The sequence below is a fragment of the Synechococcus lacustris Maggiore-St4-Slac genome (assembly GCF_024345595.1).
Classification (GTDB): Bacteria; Cyanobacteriota; Cyanobacteriia; order PCC-6307; family Cyanobiaceae; genus Synechococcus_D; species Synechococcus_D lacustris.
The window spans coordinates 45399-59508 of sequence record NZ_JAGQBK010000001.1 but is presented as its reverse complement, the minus strand read 5'-3'; the positions used below and the strand labels follow the sequence as shown (position 1 = coordinate 59508).

At 56.1% G+C, this 14110-nt stretch carries 16 protein-coding genes; 6 read left to right on the top strand and 10 right to left on the bottom strand.

The annotated features are described in order from the left end of the window. Window positions 1-7 precede the first annotated feature (7 nt). Window positions 8-1009, top strand: coding sequence for an FUSC family protein (locus tag KBY68_RS00305; protein ID WP_255095466.1), 1002 nt, complete (start codon window positions 8-10; stop codon window positions 1007-1009). Beyond that, on the top strand, window positions 1006-2049 hold the full coding sequence (locus KBY68_RS00300) for an FUSC family protein (RefSeq protein ID WP_255095465.1): 1044 nt from the start codon (window positions 1006-1008) through the stop codon (window positions 2047-2049). The genes KBY68_RS00305 and KBY68_RS00300 overlap by 4 nt, the downstream gene beginning before the upstream one ends. 4 nt (window positions 2050-2053) lie before the next feature. Here KBY68_RS00300 and KBY68_RS00295 read toward each other — a convergent pair whose 3' ends face one another. From KBY68_RS00295 to psbP, 4 genes are all read right to left on the bottom strand, one after another. Continuing rightward, window positions 2054-2260 (bottom strand): hypothetical protein, encoded by a 207-nt coding sequence (locus KBY68_RS00295; RefSeq protein ID WP_106499724.1) that lies wholly within the window; start codon window positions 2258-2260, stop codon window positions 2054-2056. Further along, entirely contained in the window at window positions 2257-3549 is a 1293-nt protein-coding gene (locus KBY68_RS00290; RefSeq protein WP_255095464.1) for an NHLP bacteriocin system secretion protein, read from the bottom strand. Before KBY68_RS00290 ends, KBY68_RS00295 begins: the two co-directional genes overlap by 4 nt. Before the next feature lie 61 nt (window positions 3550-3610). Then, window positions 3611-4729, bottom strand: coding sequence for an FAD-dependent oxidoreductase (locus KBY68_RS00285; protein ID WP_255095463.1), 1119 nt, complete (start codon window positions 4727-4729; stop codon window positions 3611-3613). Then, window positions 4726-5283 carry a photosystem II reaction center PsbP gene (gene psbP, locus KBY68_RS00280; protein WP_255095462.1) on the bottom strand — a complete coding sequence of 186 codons (558 nt, stop codon included), beginning with the start codon at window positions 5281-5283 and terminating at the stop codon, window positions 4726-4728. The genes KBY68_RS00285 and psbP overlap by 4 nt, the downstream gene beginning before the upstream one ends. A 99-nt stretch (window positions 5284-5382) precedes the next feature. Between psbP and recR the strand changes: the two genes are divergently transcribed. Then, window positions 5383-5961: a recombination mediator RecR gene (gene recR, locus KBY68_RS00275; RefSeq protein WP_255095461.1), complete on the top strand. Its 579-nt coding sequence runs from the start codon at window positions 5383-5385 to the stop codon at window positions 5959-5961. Between the two features lie 10 nt (window positions 5962-5971). After that, window positions 5972-6883 (top strand): lipoyl synthase, encoded by a 912-nt coding sequence (gene lipA, locus KBY68_RS00270; RefSeq protein WP_255095460.1) that lies wholly within the window; start codon window positions 5972-5974, stop codon window positions 6881-6883. 15 nt (window positions 6884-6898) lie between these two features. Here the strand turns inward: lipA and KBY68_RS00265 are convergent, their stop codons facing one another. Next, window positions 6899-7660, bottom strand: a complete 762-nt coding sequence (locus KBY68_RS00265; protein ID WP_255095459.1) for a hypothetical protein — start codon at window positions 7658-7660, stop codon at window positions 6899-6901. A 56-nt stretch (window positions 7661-7716) separates the two neighbouring features. Here KBY68_RS00265 and KBY68_RS00260 point away from each other — a divergent pair, with 56 nt between their 5' ends. Beyond that, on the top strand, window positions 7717-8202 hold the full coding sequence (locus KBY68_RS00260) for a 23S rRNA (pseudouridine(1915)-N(3))-methyltransferase RlmH (protein ID WP_106499744.1): 486 nt from the start codon (window positions 7717-7719) through the stop codon (window positions 8200-8202). Here KBY68_RS00260 and trhO read toward each other — a convergent pair. Genes trhO through lysA form a run of 5 tightly spaced genes read right to left on the bottom strand, consistent with a single transcriptional unit; the run spans window position 8086 to window position 13561 of the window. Then, entirely contained in the window at window positions 8086-9567 is a 1482-nt protein-coding gene (gene trhO, locus KBY68_RS12295; protein WP_315855632.1) for an oxygen-dependent tRNA uridine(34) hydroxylase TrhO, read from the bottom strand. The genes KBY68_RS00260 and trhO overlap by 117 nt on opposite strands. Window positions 9568-9574: 7 nt before the next feature. Next, window positions 9575-10540 (bottom strand): biotin synthase BioB, encoded by a 966-nt coding sequence (gene bioB / locus KBY68_RS00245; RefSeq protein ID WP_255095458.1) that lies wholly within the window; start codon window positions 10538-10540, stop codon window positions 9575-9577. Beyond that, window positions 10537-11319, bottom strand: a complete 783-nt coding sequence (locus KBY68_RS00240) for an undecaprenyl pyrophosphate synthase (RefSeq protein WP_255095457.1) — start codon at window positions 11317-11319, stop codon at window positions 10537-10539. Before KBY68_RS00240 ends, bioB begins: the two co-directional genes overlap by 4 nt. Then, entirely contained in the window at window positions 11316-12161 is an 846-nt protein-coding gene (gene cdaA, locus KBY68_RS00235) for a diadenylate cyclase CdaA (protein ID WP_106499734.1), read from the bottom strand. Before cdaA ends, KBY68_RS00240 begins: the two co-directional genes overlap by 4 nt. A gap of 23 nt (window positions 12162-12184) precedes the next feature. Continuing rightward, on the bottom strand, window positions 12185-13561 hold the full coding sequence (lysA, locus tag KBY68_RS00230) for a diaminopimelate decarboxylase (RefSeq protein WP_255095456.1): 1377 nt from the start codon (window positions 13559-13561) through the stop codon (window positions 12185-12187). A gap of 67 nt (window positions 13562-13628) precedes the next feature. On the opposite strand from lysA, the gene rimI reads away from it, so the two are divergent. Then, window positions 13629-14057: a ribosomal protein S18-alanine N-acetyltransferase gene (rimI, locus tag KBY68_RS00225; protein WP_255095455.1), complete on the top strand. Its 429-nt coding sequence runs from the start codon at window positions 13629-13631 to the stop codon at window positions 14055-14057. Window positions 14058-14110: the final 53 nt, after the last annotated feature.

Here is a 14110-nt window from a genome sequence, read left to right as displayed (position 1 = left end):
CATCACCATGGCCTTTGCCCTGCCCGCCCTGAGCCCTCTTTGGCGCAACAGTTTGCGGATCTGGCTGGCCAGCAGCCTCTCGATCGGAATCATGCTCTGGACCGGCCGCAGCAATGTGCTGTGGCTGGCGCTGGTGATGGCCGTGATGTTTGTGAATGAGAACGACCTCACCCCAGCTCGCAGTATCGGCCAAATCGTTGGCGGTACCTTGATAGGCATTCTCACCGCCATGGTGTTGCATGAGATCTCCACCAGCTGGGTGGTGCTGGGCCTTGCCCTGCTAACCACCGGTGTACTGGTGCGAAGCCTGGGGCTGCTCAAGGGCCTCAGCATGGGTTACACGGGCTGCTGGGCCCTGGAACTGATGCACCGCGGCAACCAGTTCAACTGGGCACTGATCTTCAACATGGCACTTGCGGCGGTGGTGGGGATCCTGATGGCGCAGATCGCCACTTGGGCGCTGTGGCCTCGGCAGCCCCTGCAACAGCTGCCCGCCCTGGAAGCCAAGATTGCCAGCCAGCTCGGTGCGCAGATCACGGCGATTCAGCAGTGGTTAGGCAACGGCGGTGCGCCCCCTGCAGCCCTGCGTTCCCAGGATCTGCTCCCCAGCATTCAGCTATTGCAACAGCTGCGCAACCAAAACCAGGGCCTTCCCATGCCCGCCCACAGCAAACAGCTGCTAAACCGCTGGGCCCAGGCCGGTAGCCTCTGGCGCCAAGTGCTACGCCAGTGGCTGCTGCTGGAGCCGCTGCTGCGGCAGCTGGCCACCCCACTGCCAACAGAAAATCCCCAGCCGCTGCTCCGCAGCTCGCTCGCCGATCTGGCTGCCCGCATGCAAGCCCATGCGGTGCTGGTTCCTTTGAGGCCGGCAGAGCTCTGGCTGGAGGAAGCCGGGCGCCTGGGCGCCCCCCAGCCCCTGCTGCTGGCCATCGGCCAACAGTGCCAAGACCTGCAACAGCTGCTGCACAGCCGAGCCCTGCTGCTGCAGCGATTGGAATCGAGCCGATGACCAGCCCAGCCCTGCGGGACACGGTGCGCCTCGCCGCCACCGTGACAGTGGTGAACGGCTTCGCCAGCCTCACCGGCCTGCCCTTTGCGCTTTACGCCTCCCTGGCGGTGCTGAGCGTCACCGTGGGCAACTACGGCAACACCCTCGAACTCGGCCGACAGCGCCTGGTTGGCACCACCGTTGGAGCCGTTGTGGTGTTTTTCGGCTACCGGGCCTGGGGGGATCTGCCGCTGGTGGTGGCGCTGCCTTTGGCGCTGCTGCTGGCCCGGTTGATCGCCGGCTCGTTTCGGCTCACCGTGGGCTACACGGTGTGCTGCTTCGTGGTGGTGATGGGCTGGCTCACCCACGACCAGCAGCTCGACAGCTGGATCCCGCTGCGCTTGCTCTGGACTGCGTTCGGCATCCTGATGGCCCTGCTGAGCCTGCGCCTGTTCTGGCCCACACGGGCCCGGATCCAGCAGCGGGAGGGACTGCTGCAGCTGCTGGTGGATCTGGGACAAAGCCTGCAGCAGGCTGTGCAGCCCCAACCCCAGGTGCAACGCCGGCTTGAGCTGGGGCAACAGGTCCGCAGCCTGCGCATCGAGCTGTTGAGCCTCCGCAACCAACGCCAGGGCGCCCTGCTGGAGCTGGGCAGCCTGGCTAGCCAGCATCCAGTTGCAAAGATGTGGACATTGCTGGACCAGGCCAGCGAAGCCCTGATCCTCGATCTCGATGAACTGCGGCGCCTGCCCAATGTCGACTGGCAGGGTTGGGGTCTGCAGGGCGACTACTCCATTGGAATTTCCTTTGTGCAGGGGGTGGCCCAGCGACTGCTGGCCTGGCAGGAGCAATTGAGTGATTCATTGCAGCTGCAGCCGCCGCCGAGCTCCCCTCGATCAACACTTCCCCTGGAGGCCCTGCAGTCGCCCGAATCCCTGGCTGCCTATCGGCTCCTCAACCCCAAGCAACTCCAGCGGGTGGCCTCACGATGGATGGTGCTCAACCGCATGGACGAAACCATCGCAAGCACAGAACGCCAGTGGAGCGCCATCCTGGGCTGAGTGCTTAGGCGTTGGGCCGCGAAGACCACCAACGCTCAACCCGATAGAGCAGCACCACCACCATCACCACCAGCCAAAACCACAACTCCGGCGGGTTGGCATTAAACAGGATTAACAGCAACACCACCTCGCTCACCAGCCAGGGAAACTCCTGCCGCAGCAAAGGGTTACGGATCCGCGACAGGGACCAAAACTTCTCAGGGCGACTCATGGCAAGGTGTTGGGTTGACGCAGGGAAGGGCGGTTCCAGCGCAGGTCGATCCAGGGAGTGCGGAAGCCACCGGTGATGGAACGCAGGCCAGGAATCACGTAGCTGATCGGCGAGCGCCACTCCACATAGGCATGGGTTGACACGGTGAGACCATCGCGGATCGGAAACACTCCACTCCCCCCCGAGAGGGTCCATCGGTAACCATCCACGCTGGAGGGATCTCGCTCCAGCTCGATTTCACTGCGCATCACAGGGCCGTTCTTGGTGAGTTCTTGGGCCAACTGCGCGTTGCCGGTGGTGGTGGAGATGTCGTCTTGGGTGGCGGGCAGGGTGAGCACCTGCGTCACCTTGCCCACAATGCCGCCGAAGCGACCGCGCTGATTCCACTGTGGCACCACCTCCACGGGCAACCCATCGGGCAGACGGCGGGCATCGGCGGGCGCGAAGTAGGCCACCACCCGAAGCGGGCGGGTTTTTGCATTGGCTTGCTCAGTGCGGCCAATCGTGCCCAACCGCTGACCGGTGCCCACGGTTTGGCCGGAGATCACCTGCAGATCCAATACTGTGCCGTTCCGGTCGGCATGTACCTTGCCGTCGTAGTTGATTTTGGCCTTGGTTACCTGGATCTGTCGCTTGAGATCATCGATTTGATAGCGGCGCTGCAGGGCCTGGGTTTCGATCGTGAGCTTCACCTGCTGGTAGTTCGTCACCACATTCTTTTCGTTGATTTTCACGTCGTCGAGATTGACGCTGGTTGTGGTGAGCCCCTGCTCCGACGTCACCACCTCAGAGGAAAGGGGCGCCACCACCTCCCGCTTGGCCAGCCAATCCAAGTTCCGCAATTTATTGGAGTAGGTCGATTGCAGTTCGCCGTAGCGGCGGCGATCGTTGGAATACTTGGCTAGGGCTGTATCCAAAGCCCGCTTCTCAGTGAGTAAGCGCAAGGAATCTCGCCCATCGAGCTGGGCGTTATCCCGTTGCAGCTGGCGCAGGTTGCCGCGCTGCTGGTCGAGCTGGCGCTCCAGCACAGGCAGGTATAGCTGCATCAGCACCTGGCCGCGCGCCACCAACTCACCCTCCTTTACAAACACCTCCCGCACCTGGCCACCGGCTCGGGCGTTGAGGATGCCAGCGTTATTGGGGTAAATCAAAACGCCCATGCCTTCCACCTCCGTGGGCACGGGCCAGAACAGGGCCCACAGCAGCAACACTCCGCCAACTCCCGCCAGGGTTACACCCACCTGGTTGTGATCGCTCAGCTGCGAGGAGGTGGGGCTGGCCTGAGACATGGAACTCAGTTTGCAGGTCAAAAAAGCACCTGCCTAATAAATCAAGCCTACTCAGCAATTGTTAGATCGCAGGCAGCCGCTCTGGCAACAGCTCCAAGTTGCTTAGCGCTTCCATTGAACGCTTCGGATCTAAAATTGCAGCTGCTAGCACTGGTGCTAAGCCTGGCACCAGGGAAAAAGCGGCAGAAAAAGCGGTAAAAACCGATAGGCCCTTAAAGCGGCTGATGGGGCCCACCAGAGCTAACCCATCACGGCTGAAGGCCACCGGTTGCAGCGCCATGGGAAGTTCAGCCAAGCTCGGCCACAGCTGCTGGGGCAGCAGGCTTTTTGCCGCTTCCTTCAACCCAGCCCGCATAACGGCAGGGTTGGGCTTATCAATATGGCCAATTGGTTCGCCAAAAAAGGAAGCCTGGCCAAACACCTTTGCCTTGCCCCAAGGGGCAATTCCCCCATCACAAATAAGTTGAGCGCCGCTGGTTGAGCGTTCGCGCTCCATGCGTTTTAGCTCCATGGGCATCACGATCGCCTTGGGTTGATCGCTGGCTTGCCCACAAAAAAAATCATCCAGCAAACCAGCTTCCAATTGCAACAACGCAGCCCAGCTGCAATCCAGCAAGGGCAGGCTGCAACCGATGCTGGCCAGGAGTGGGGCCGTGGCTGCACCGGCCGCCAACACCGTGTGCTGGGCCAAAATCTCCTCCCCCGCCTTTGTTTTGCAGCCGCGCACCACCCCCTCCTCCAGCAGCAGGCCTTGCAGCAGCAGATTGCGCTGTTGCACCCCAGCTGCTGCAAGGGCTTTTGTTAGTTTTTCAGTTAGAACAAGGGGGTCAACCCTGGCGTAGGGCATGGCCACCACACCGCCTAGGGGGGCATCCACCAACAGCGGTTCCAGGCCGCGCCATTGGCTTGGCTCCAAGCGCTGGGCCCCTGGGGGAATGTTTGGTTTTTGATCTTCCAGCCAATAGAGCAAAAGCTCAGCTGGCTCCAAACCCAAAAATCCATGGCGCTTTTCAAGGCGCTGCCATTGTTCAAGCGCTGCCAGCTGCACCCCCCCATAACTGATGGGGGTTGCCATAGGCGCAGTTGAAATAATGCGTACCTTGGCGCCACGGTCTGCTGCTTCCAGCGCTAACAAGCCGCCCGCCAGGCCAGCTCCCACCACCAGAAGATCGGGTATCAATAGTTCAAGGTGAAGGAGCTAACAACACTGCGAAACATCGTTGCCACCCGATCCCAACGCACCTCATTGGTGCTAGCGGCAAGGGTATAAAGCTTGCCCTTATCAGCCACCACCGTGGCAAATTCATGGCGATCACGATCGGCCAGGTGCACTTTGTATTCCAGGTCGTAGAAGGTGCGGCCCTGGTCGGCCCGTTCGCTTGCTTCCACTAAATCCGCCTCACGGCCGCTGCCGGCAGGGGCGATAACCGTGCGTCCCAGTTTTTCTCCCACCGCCACTGCACTGCCTAAATCCTCAAGCCGTTTATCTGGATCAACTGGAGCGATCACAAGGCTGAGGGTTTCATCGCTATTAATCAGATCATGGAAAACAACTTCAGGGCCATCGCTGATGGCCACCCGTATCCAACCGGTTGGATACAAAAAGGCGTAGCGGCCATCGGCGCTGCTGTAGCGGTTTAAGCCAGCCGCCGCAGCTGAACAGCCCACCAGCAACACCAACAGCAACACACAGATCAGGCGGGGGACCCCCCGAAACAAAGCCGAAACCTTCATGGGAGAGCCAAGCAACAGGAAGCTGCTGCCATTCTTGCGCCGCGGCCTGCCTAGATTCGCGATAATTGCTTTAGCCAGCTGTCTGCCTTCACCCGCCCCTTGGCTCGGCTGATTGAGCAGTTCGAGCGGCTGCCGGGCATTGGTCCCCGCACGGCCCAAAGATTGGCCCTTTATTTACTGCGCCAACCTGAAGAGCAAAGCCAGGCATTTGCTGAAGCCCTCCTGGCTGCAAGGCAACAGGTGGGGCAATGCCAACGCTGCGGCCACCTATCGGCAGAAACCCTTTGCAACATTTGCCTAAATCAAGATCGCAACATTGGCCTGATTTGTGTTGTGGCCGATTCCCGCGACCTGCTAGCGCTTGAACGCACTCGGGAATACAAAGGCAGTTACCACGTTCTTGGCGGCTTGATCTCACCCATGGATGGCATCGGCCCAGAGGCTTTGATGATCCAGTCCTTGCTAAAACGCCTTGATCCAGAGGAGGTTAAAGAGGTGATTTTGGCTTTAACCCCAAGCGTTGAAGGCGACACCACAAGCCTCTACCTGGGACGGCTACTGAAACCATTTTGCCAAGTAACCCGTATTGCCTACGGCCTGCCCATGGGTAGCGAATTGGAATATGCCGATGAAGTAACCCTGGCTCGGGCCCTTGAGGGGCGCCGGGCCATGGAATAGGCAAACTGCCATGGGAAAAACAAGTCGCTACAGCCACATCCCCCCGCAGCAAAGATTGCCAAGTTGGTTGCGGCGACCGATCGGAGCTGCAACTCAATTAGAAGCGGTGCAAGCTGTGGTTAAACAGCAAAGGCTTCACACCATTTGTGAAGAGGGCCGCTGCCCGAATCGAGCTGAGTGCTATGCAGCCGGCACTGCAACTTTTTTACTTGGGGGGCCCATCTGCACCCGCAGTTGTGCTTTTTGCCAAGTGGAGAAGGGATTACCACCAGCAGCAGCTGATCCCCTAGAGGCGGAACGGGTGGCAGAGGCCGTTGAGAAATTGCAGCTCAAATATGTGGTGCTCACAGCCGTTGCTCGCGACGACATGGAAGACCACGGCGCAAGCCTTTTTACAAACACCATGGCAGCAATTCGCAAACGCCTACCGCAAATAGCAATTGAGGTATTAACACCCGACTTTTGGGGTGGCCAGCGGGATCTAGAGGCTGGCTTAAGCAGTCAACGGCTACGGCTAAGCCAGGTGTTGAGCGCCAATCCAGTGTGCTTCAACCACAACTTGGAAACGGTGCAACGGCTCCAGGGGGAAGTGCGCCGCGGTGCCACCTGGTGCCATTCGCTTGGGCTGCTGGCTGCTGCCCACGAGATAGCCCCAAATATTCCAACCAAAAGCGGCTTAATGCTTGGCCTAGGTGAAAGCAAAGCCGAAGTAGTGGCGGCGATGGAGGCTTTGCGGCAAGCGCAGTGCCAAAGGCTCACCCTGGGGCAATACCTAAGGCCGTCCCTTGCCCACATCCCCGTAGCTCGCTACTGGACACCCGCTGAATTTGCCGAATTGGCTGCCATTGCCACTGGCTTAGGTTTTGCACAAGTGCGCAGTGGCCCCCTAGTGCGCAGCAGCTATCACGCCGAGAAAAACTAACTACATTTATCGCCCTTAAAAGAAGAATTTCACTGAAACTTCAGGGCCATATTGATAACTGTTGTAGCCATTATCAGGTGTTGCTCCATTATTCCAAGCCTGGCCAAAATATCGCATCGAAACATTCAAACTTGTGTTATTGCCAACGGCATAACCCAAGCCCAATTGGGCGTTTCCAGTGAGGTCTTGCTGGCCTGCCAAGCCAAAACCAGCAATATCAGCGCGGCCAAATGCCCGCAAGCGCGGAGCTAGAAAGATGCTTCCCTGTAAACCCAAGAGCGGTTCCGCCCAGGTGCGGGAAAGGGTTCCTTGGTTTAGATAAGTTCTTTGGCCTTGGAGCTGGGCCGCCACAAGCAATTGGGCTTGAACTACCCGCACGCCGGCATAGGGAATCAAACTAAATTCACCGGGCGCCCCCACAGCTGCTTCCTTTGCGCCAAGGCGATAGCGCAGCGCTAAATCATAGATGCCATTAATAGAAGTAACAGTTGAATTTCCGTTTAACAAGCCCCGGCTTGTATTAAATGATTTCTGCGCACCAAGCTGGGTGTAGCTCACATCGCTGAGCAAGCCAAGCCGCTTATATTCAACACTTGCACGCATTGCAAAGGCAGATTGCAACTGCTCCGCAAAGATCAAGCTGGGATTTAAATAGGTATTGGCGCTGAAGCCACGCACCGTGGTGGTTGAATCAGCCCAGGGGATCAGAGCGTAAAATTCTGCGGTTGCAGCCCAATTATCATCAGCTGCTGTTATTACGGGTGGAACATCAAGCATGAATAAAACCAAGAGCGTTGGGAAATGAAAACTTGCCAGAACACAGGCTAATGCAAATGCTTAATTTGTCACGGATTCGCATAATTGCAATCGGCAAACAGCGGCCCGGCTGGTTGCATGATGGGGCAGCAATGTATTGCAAACGTTTAGTTGGCCTTGAAATAATAGAACTCAAAGATTCAACGCCAGACAAGGAGGCTCAGGCGGTGCTGGCAAGTTTAAAAAATAATGAGAAATTATTACTTTTAAGTGAAGATGGCAAGCATTTTAGTTCACGCCAGCTAGCAAATGAATTAAATGAACTTAGCTCCAATCGCTTGGCATTTGTTATTGGTGGTGCCGATGGCCACAGCCCACAGTTAAAGGCTAAAGCAGATCAAATAATCAGCCTTTCAGCACTTACCTTCCCCCATGAATTAGCAAGATTAATTTTGCTTGAGCAAATCTATAGAGCTAGCACTATTATTCAAGGAGGGCCATACCATCGCGATGCGGCCACTGCTGCGGGCAAGGCCCTCGGTGCAATCACCTCGCATCAATAATCCAGAACCACCCCACACCAAACGCAGGGGTAAATCAATTGGGCTGGCCGCCAATTCCCTATGGGCTGTGAAACCAAGTCTACGGAAATAACGAACAAGTTTTTGATGTTGCTTACTGTTATCGCGTATTGCAAGTAAATTAGCTCTACGGCATGGGGTTTGCTCCAGGGCCCAGGCAAATGTTGCAGCCCAAATTAAATCGGCCACCCCCTGCAGCTGATTGCCTTGCACTCGCAGGGTGTCTAGGTGCAAACCATTGGCAAAGGGTAAAGACCAGCCCTTAAGTTCACCCAGCAGCAAAAGGCGCCCCGCATCACGGCGAGCAACCGCCACCCGCAGGGTTTTTAGTCCTAATCCACCGCCAATTTGCAGGCGCAAAATCAGCCCCTGCTGGGCAGCAAATGCTTCCAAATCAGCCAGGGACGGCATCTGCTTATTTGATAGAGAATTAGAACCTAAATGATTTTCACCACGGGCCGCGGCCAATTGCATTTGTTGTTGACGTTCAGCAAAACGTTGGCGATCAGCTTCACTAAAATTCTCTTTGCAGTGGCGGCAACTAACCCCCGCCACATAACTTGATAAGGCCCGATCAGCGGCGGCCAGTGGCATGCCACAGGCAAAACAAAGACTGTATTCACTGGGGGCAAGCTGGTGGTTTAAAGCAACCCGCTGATCAAATACAAAACAGTCCCCCTGCCAGCTACTGCGCTCGGCTGGAATCTGCTCTAAATACTTTAATATTCCGCCTTCTAAATGATGAACATCGCTAAACCCCTGGGCAACCAAAAGAGCGGTTGCTTTTTCACAGCGGATGCCACCTGTGCAAAATAAAGCAAGGCGTTCTGCCTTGTGCTTTTTCATTAATGGCTTCAATTCTTGTTCTACCCAAGCTGGAAAGCCACGGAAATTATCAAGGCCGGGATCGATCGCACCGGGGAAACTGCCAACGGCTATTTCATAATTGTTGCGCGTATCAATTACCAAGGTATTTGGCTGCTTAATTAAATCATCCCAACGCTGCGGCTGCACATAATTACCCACCTGCTGCTGGGGATTCAGCTCAGGAATGCCAATGGTTACGATCTCACTCTTGATCCGAATCTTAAGGCGGTGAAAACATTTTTTTGCACTCCAGCTATATTTAACCTCCAATTCATTAAATGCTTCTTCTTTTCGCAGTAAATCAATAAAATCTTTAATGCCAATTTCCGAACCACATAATGTGGCATTAATACCCTCTGCCGCTAAAAGCAAGGTGCCTTGCAAACCACCTATTTCGGCGTTTTTAAGCAGCTTTTGGCGCAAACTCTCGAGATTATCGAGTTGTGCAAATTTATAGAAAGCTGCAACTAGGTAGGTCAAGGGCAGCTCAACTAATGCTAAAAGGTTGCACGCCTGCGGCAGCCAGCAATGCCCTATCTGCTTCCACGGCGGGATTAGATGTGGTGAGCAGAGTATCGCCGTAGAAAATGGAATCGGCCCCAGCCAACAAACAAAGAATTTGGGCTTCTTGATTCAATTGCTCCCGCCCTGCGCTAAGCCTCACCCGGCTGTGGGGCATCAAGATGCGCGCAGTGGCCACCATGCGCAATAAATCAAGGCTTTCATAGGGCTGTTGGTTTTCAAGGGGCGTTCCCTCCACTGCCACCAAACCATTGATGGGAACACTTTCAGGCTGGGGATCAAGGTTAGCTAACACCTGCAACATCGAAGCACGGTCTTTTAATGTTTCACCCATGCCAATAATGCCGCCGCAACACAAACTTATCCCCGCTTTTCGTACCCGTTGAAGCGTTTCTAAGCGATCTTGATAGGTGCGAGTGCTAATTATTTCGGCGTAGTACTCGGGGCTCGTATCTAAATTGTGGTTATAGGAGGTAAGCCCCGCTTGGGCCAAACGATCCGCCTGGCCATTGCTGAGCATGCCGGCGGTAACACAGGCTTCCATCCCAAGCTGTTTCACCCCAGCAACCATCTCCAACATCGCTTCAAACGGGGCACCATCCCTGATTTCCCGCCAGGCCCAGCCCATGCAAAATCTTTGGGCGCCTGCTTCTTTTGCCGCCTTAGCCCGCTCCAACACCGCTGCCACTTGTAATTCCAACTGGGGCCCACCGCTCACATCACTGCTGTTGTGCATCGATTGGGGGCAATAGGCGCAGTCTTCTTCGCAGCCTCCGGTGCGCACGCTCAGCAGAGAAGCGAGCTGCACCTGATAGCCGGGGTTTGCTTCCCGGTGCACCTGCTGGGCTTGCCACAGCAAATCAACTAAAGGCAGATTTAATAGAGCTTCAATTTCGGCAAGCTCCCAATCATGGCGCAGGGCAACTGTCATTTAGCACTCTCCGGTACACCACCAAAGCGGCGGCGGCGACCTTGATAATCCAGCAGAGCTGCTTCCAGTGCCGCCCCATCAAAATCAGGCCAAAGAACGTCTGTTACATGGAATTCCGCATAGGCCAGCTGCCAAAGCAGGAAATTACTAAGCCGATATTCGCCGCTGGTGCGTATTAATAAATCAGGGTCGCATTCACCGGCGGTGTGCAATTCAAGCCCCAATAGATGCTCGTTGATTGCCTCTGGATCTAATTCGCCACTTTTAACGCGTCTGGCTAGGGCTTTTGCTGCTTGCACAAGTTCGTGGCGGCTGCCGTAGTTGGTGCAAACATTGAAATGAATGCCACTGTTATTTGCGGTGCGGGCGGTGGCATCGGCAATCAGCTGCTGCAATCCCTCGGGTAAAGCGGTGAGATCCCCCAAGAAACGAATGCGCACCTGCTCCTTTTCAAGAGCTGCCAATTCCTTTGCTAACACCCGCTCAAACAGGGTCATTAAAAAACTCACCTCCTCTCCCGGACGCGACCAGTTTTCAGTGGAGAAGGCGTAGGCGGTGAGCGTTGCTATGCCCCAGTTGTTGCATAGGCGCAGGGTGTTTTTTAATGCTTCCACTCCCCTGCGGTGGCCCATCATCCTTGGCAAGCCCCGCTGGGAGGCCCAACGGCCATTGCCATCCATGATTAATGCCACATGGCCAGGCAAGCGACTGGGATCGAGGCCTTCAGGTAAGCAGAAATGGGAGGTGGGGCTGGGGATCGCCACCAGGGGCCGGCTCATGGGCGGTTCTTGGCAGAGGCTTCGGCGAGATCGCCAGCGGTTTGAGCTTTGGAAAGCGTACGCGCCTGGCGCTTGCGGCGATCACCAGATTGCAATTGCAGGGCTTCACCAAGAAGGGCGCGCAGTCGCTCCCTTGTGATTGGCCGTTCAAATTTGCCTTGGCAGGCAAGTGAAATGGTGCCTGATTCTTCACTTACCACCACGCATAAACAACGTTCATGCCTTTCGGTGAGCCCAAGGGCCGCCAGGTGTCTGGTGCCATGGCGGGTGATGCTTTGCCGCGAAAGTGGCAAAATCACACCGGCGGATGCAATTCGATTGGCCTGAAGCAATACCGCGCCATCGTGCAATGGGGTTTCAGAAGAAAATAAATTGAGCATCAAATCAACTGAAAGCAAAGCATCGATTTGAATGCCTGGATTCAAAAAGTCTTCGGGCCGCAAATCACTGCCCAAATCCAACACTATTAAGCCGCCACAGCGGCGCTTGGAAAGCTGGCCCACCGTGTCAACCAAAATATCAACGGTGCTGGAATCTTGCCTACCCGTTTGACGGCTACCGAGCAGCACATCCAAGCGGCCAGTGCCAAGTAATTCCATCAGGCGGCGCAATTCCCCCTGCAGCAAAATTGCGAGCGCAAGGCCACACACCAGCACCAGCGCCTCCATTAATTTGGAGGTGAGGGGCAAATCGCCATAACGCTGCAGCAACCAAGCCACAGCCACCAGTAACAAATAGCCGCGCAACAACCAGAGGGTGCGGGGTTCAGTAACCCTGCCGAGCAGCAGGAAGCCGAGGCTGCCGGCAAACAGCAGGTCGAAACTCAACCGCAGCCAGAACACCTAAACACCTCCCCTTAATTAATTCAACTTACCGATTTCAAGCGTTCTGGCAGTACGTCGTAGCGCAGCAACTCGTCTGGCCGCTCCCGCCTTTGCACCAATTCAGCTCTACCATCCGCCACCAAAACAGCTGCCGGCCTGGGTATGCGGTTGTAGTTGGAAGCCATCGAGGCGTTGTAGGCGCCTGTAGCCAACACCACCAACACATCACCGGGTTTACTTAATGGCAAAGCCAGGTTGCGCAGCAGCACATCGCCGGATTCGCAATGCTTTCCAGCCAAAGTAACGCTCTCAACTGCTGGGGCATTGGCCTGATCGGCCAAGCAAGCCGTGTATTGGGATTGATAGGTAATCGGCCTGGGGTTGTCGCTCATGCCTCCATCAACCGCCACATAGGTGCTGAAGCCGGCGATCTCCTTGCGGCTGCCGATTTGATAGAGGGTTACGCCCGCCGCTGCCACCAGGGAACGGCCCGGTTCACACAACAGCCGCGGCAATTCAAGGCCCCGCTCCCGGCAGGCCCCTGCGATTGCCTCTGCCACCACCTGCACCCAGCGTTCAATGCTGGGGGGATCATCGGAGCGCACGTAGCGGATCCCAAGGCCACCGCCAACGTTTAAATCGCTGATGGTGTGGCCGAGGGAATGGGCCAGCACCATGGCATCGGCAAGTACCGCCGCCAGGTCGCGGTGGGGATTTAGTTCAAAAATCTGTGAGCCGATATGGGCATGCAATCCCCTTAGCTTTGCCCAGCTGCAACCAGCCAAATGGCGCAACACCGCCTCCAGCTGGTCGGGATCAAAGCCAAATTTGCTATCTAAGTGGCCAGTGCGGATGTATTCATGGGTATGGCATTCAATGCCAGGGGTAAAACGCAGCAATAGGGGCACCTGGCCCCCATGCCCCTGGCAAAGCTCCTGCAAAAGCTCAAGATCACGCCAGTTGTCTACAACAACACAAATGCCATGTTGCAGGGCAAGGCTTAATTCCTCAGGGGATTTGTTGTTGCCGTGGAGCACGATCCTTTCCGGCGGCATCCCCCCCTCTAGGGCAGTGAGTAATTCACCAGCGGAAACAGCATCTAAGCCCAAGCCCTCAGAGGCCACTAGGGCAGTAATTGCCAAACTGCTATTTGCTTTTGATGCGTAGATGGCCAGTGAAGGGCCGGGGTAATGGCGCGCCAGGGCTTGGCGATAGGCGATGCAGGCCTGGCGAAGGCTGAGCTCATCAAGCACATATAAAGGTGTGCCAAAACGGGCCGCCAGGTCGCTTAAAACACAGCCACCCACCCGCAGGCGCCCCTGGGCATCCAAATCGGTACTAATCGGGGCAAGATTGCGGTTGGGGCTTTCAAGATCAATAGCTCCATCAGCCCAGGGCAACCCGGGGGTACTTGCCATTGCCATCGCTATGCAGTTGGAACCGATCCCCTATCTTTTCAGCCCTTCGGCCCCAACAAAGCTTGGGTTGAACGCAAAAGCAGCATGTTTAGCCCTGGATCAAAGGGCCCTCGGCGGCTTTTGGAGCGAAAAACAGTGGCAGGAAGAATTGGAGCGGCAGGCAAATATTTGCATTGGCTACTGGAGTACCCCAGGGGCAGAAACACTGCTGGGCTTGATCTGCGGCTGGGTGGTGGCAGATGAAATCCAAATCAGCATGGTGGCTGTGGAGCCGAGCAAAAGAAGGCTTGGCCTTGGCACAAAGCTGCTCCAAAATCTCCTCGCCAGGGCAAAGGAGCAGGGATGCCTGCGGGCCAGCCTTGAGGTTTCAGAGGCAAATCAGGCCGCCATTGCCCTGTATGAAGGGGTTGGATTTTCTACTTGCGGAATCCGTAATAACTACTACCGAAATGGCGACAATGCCCTGATTAAAGTAAAAGAAATCTGCGAAATTTAAGCTAAGTATTTTAGCGGGAAATTTTTTTAGCGGTACGGTTTTCCGGCCAATGT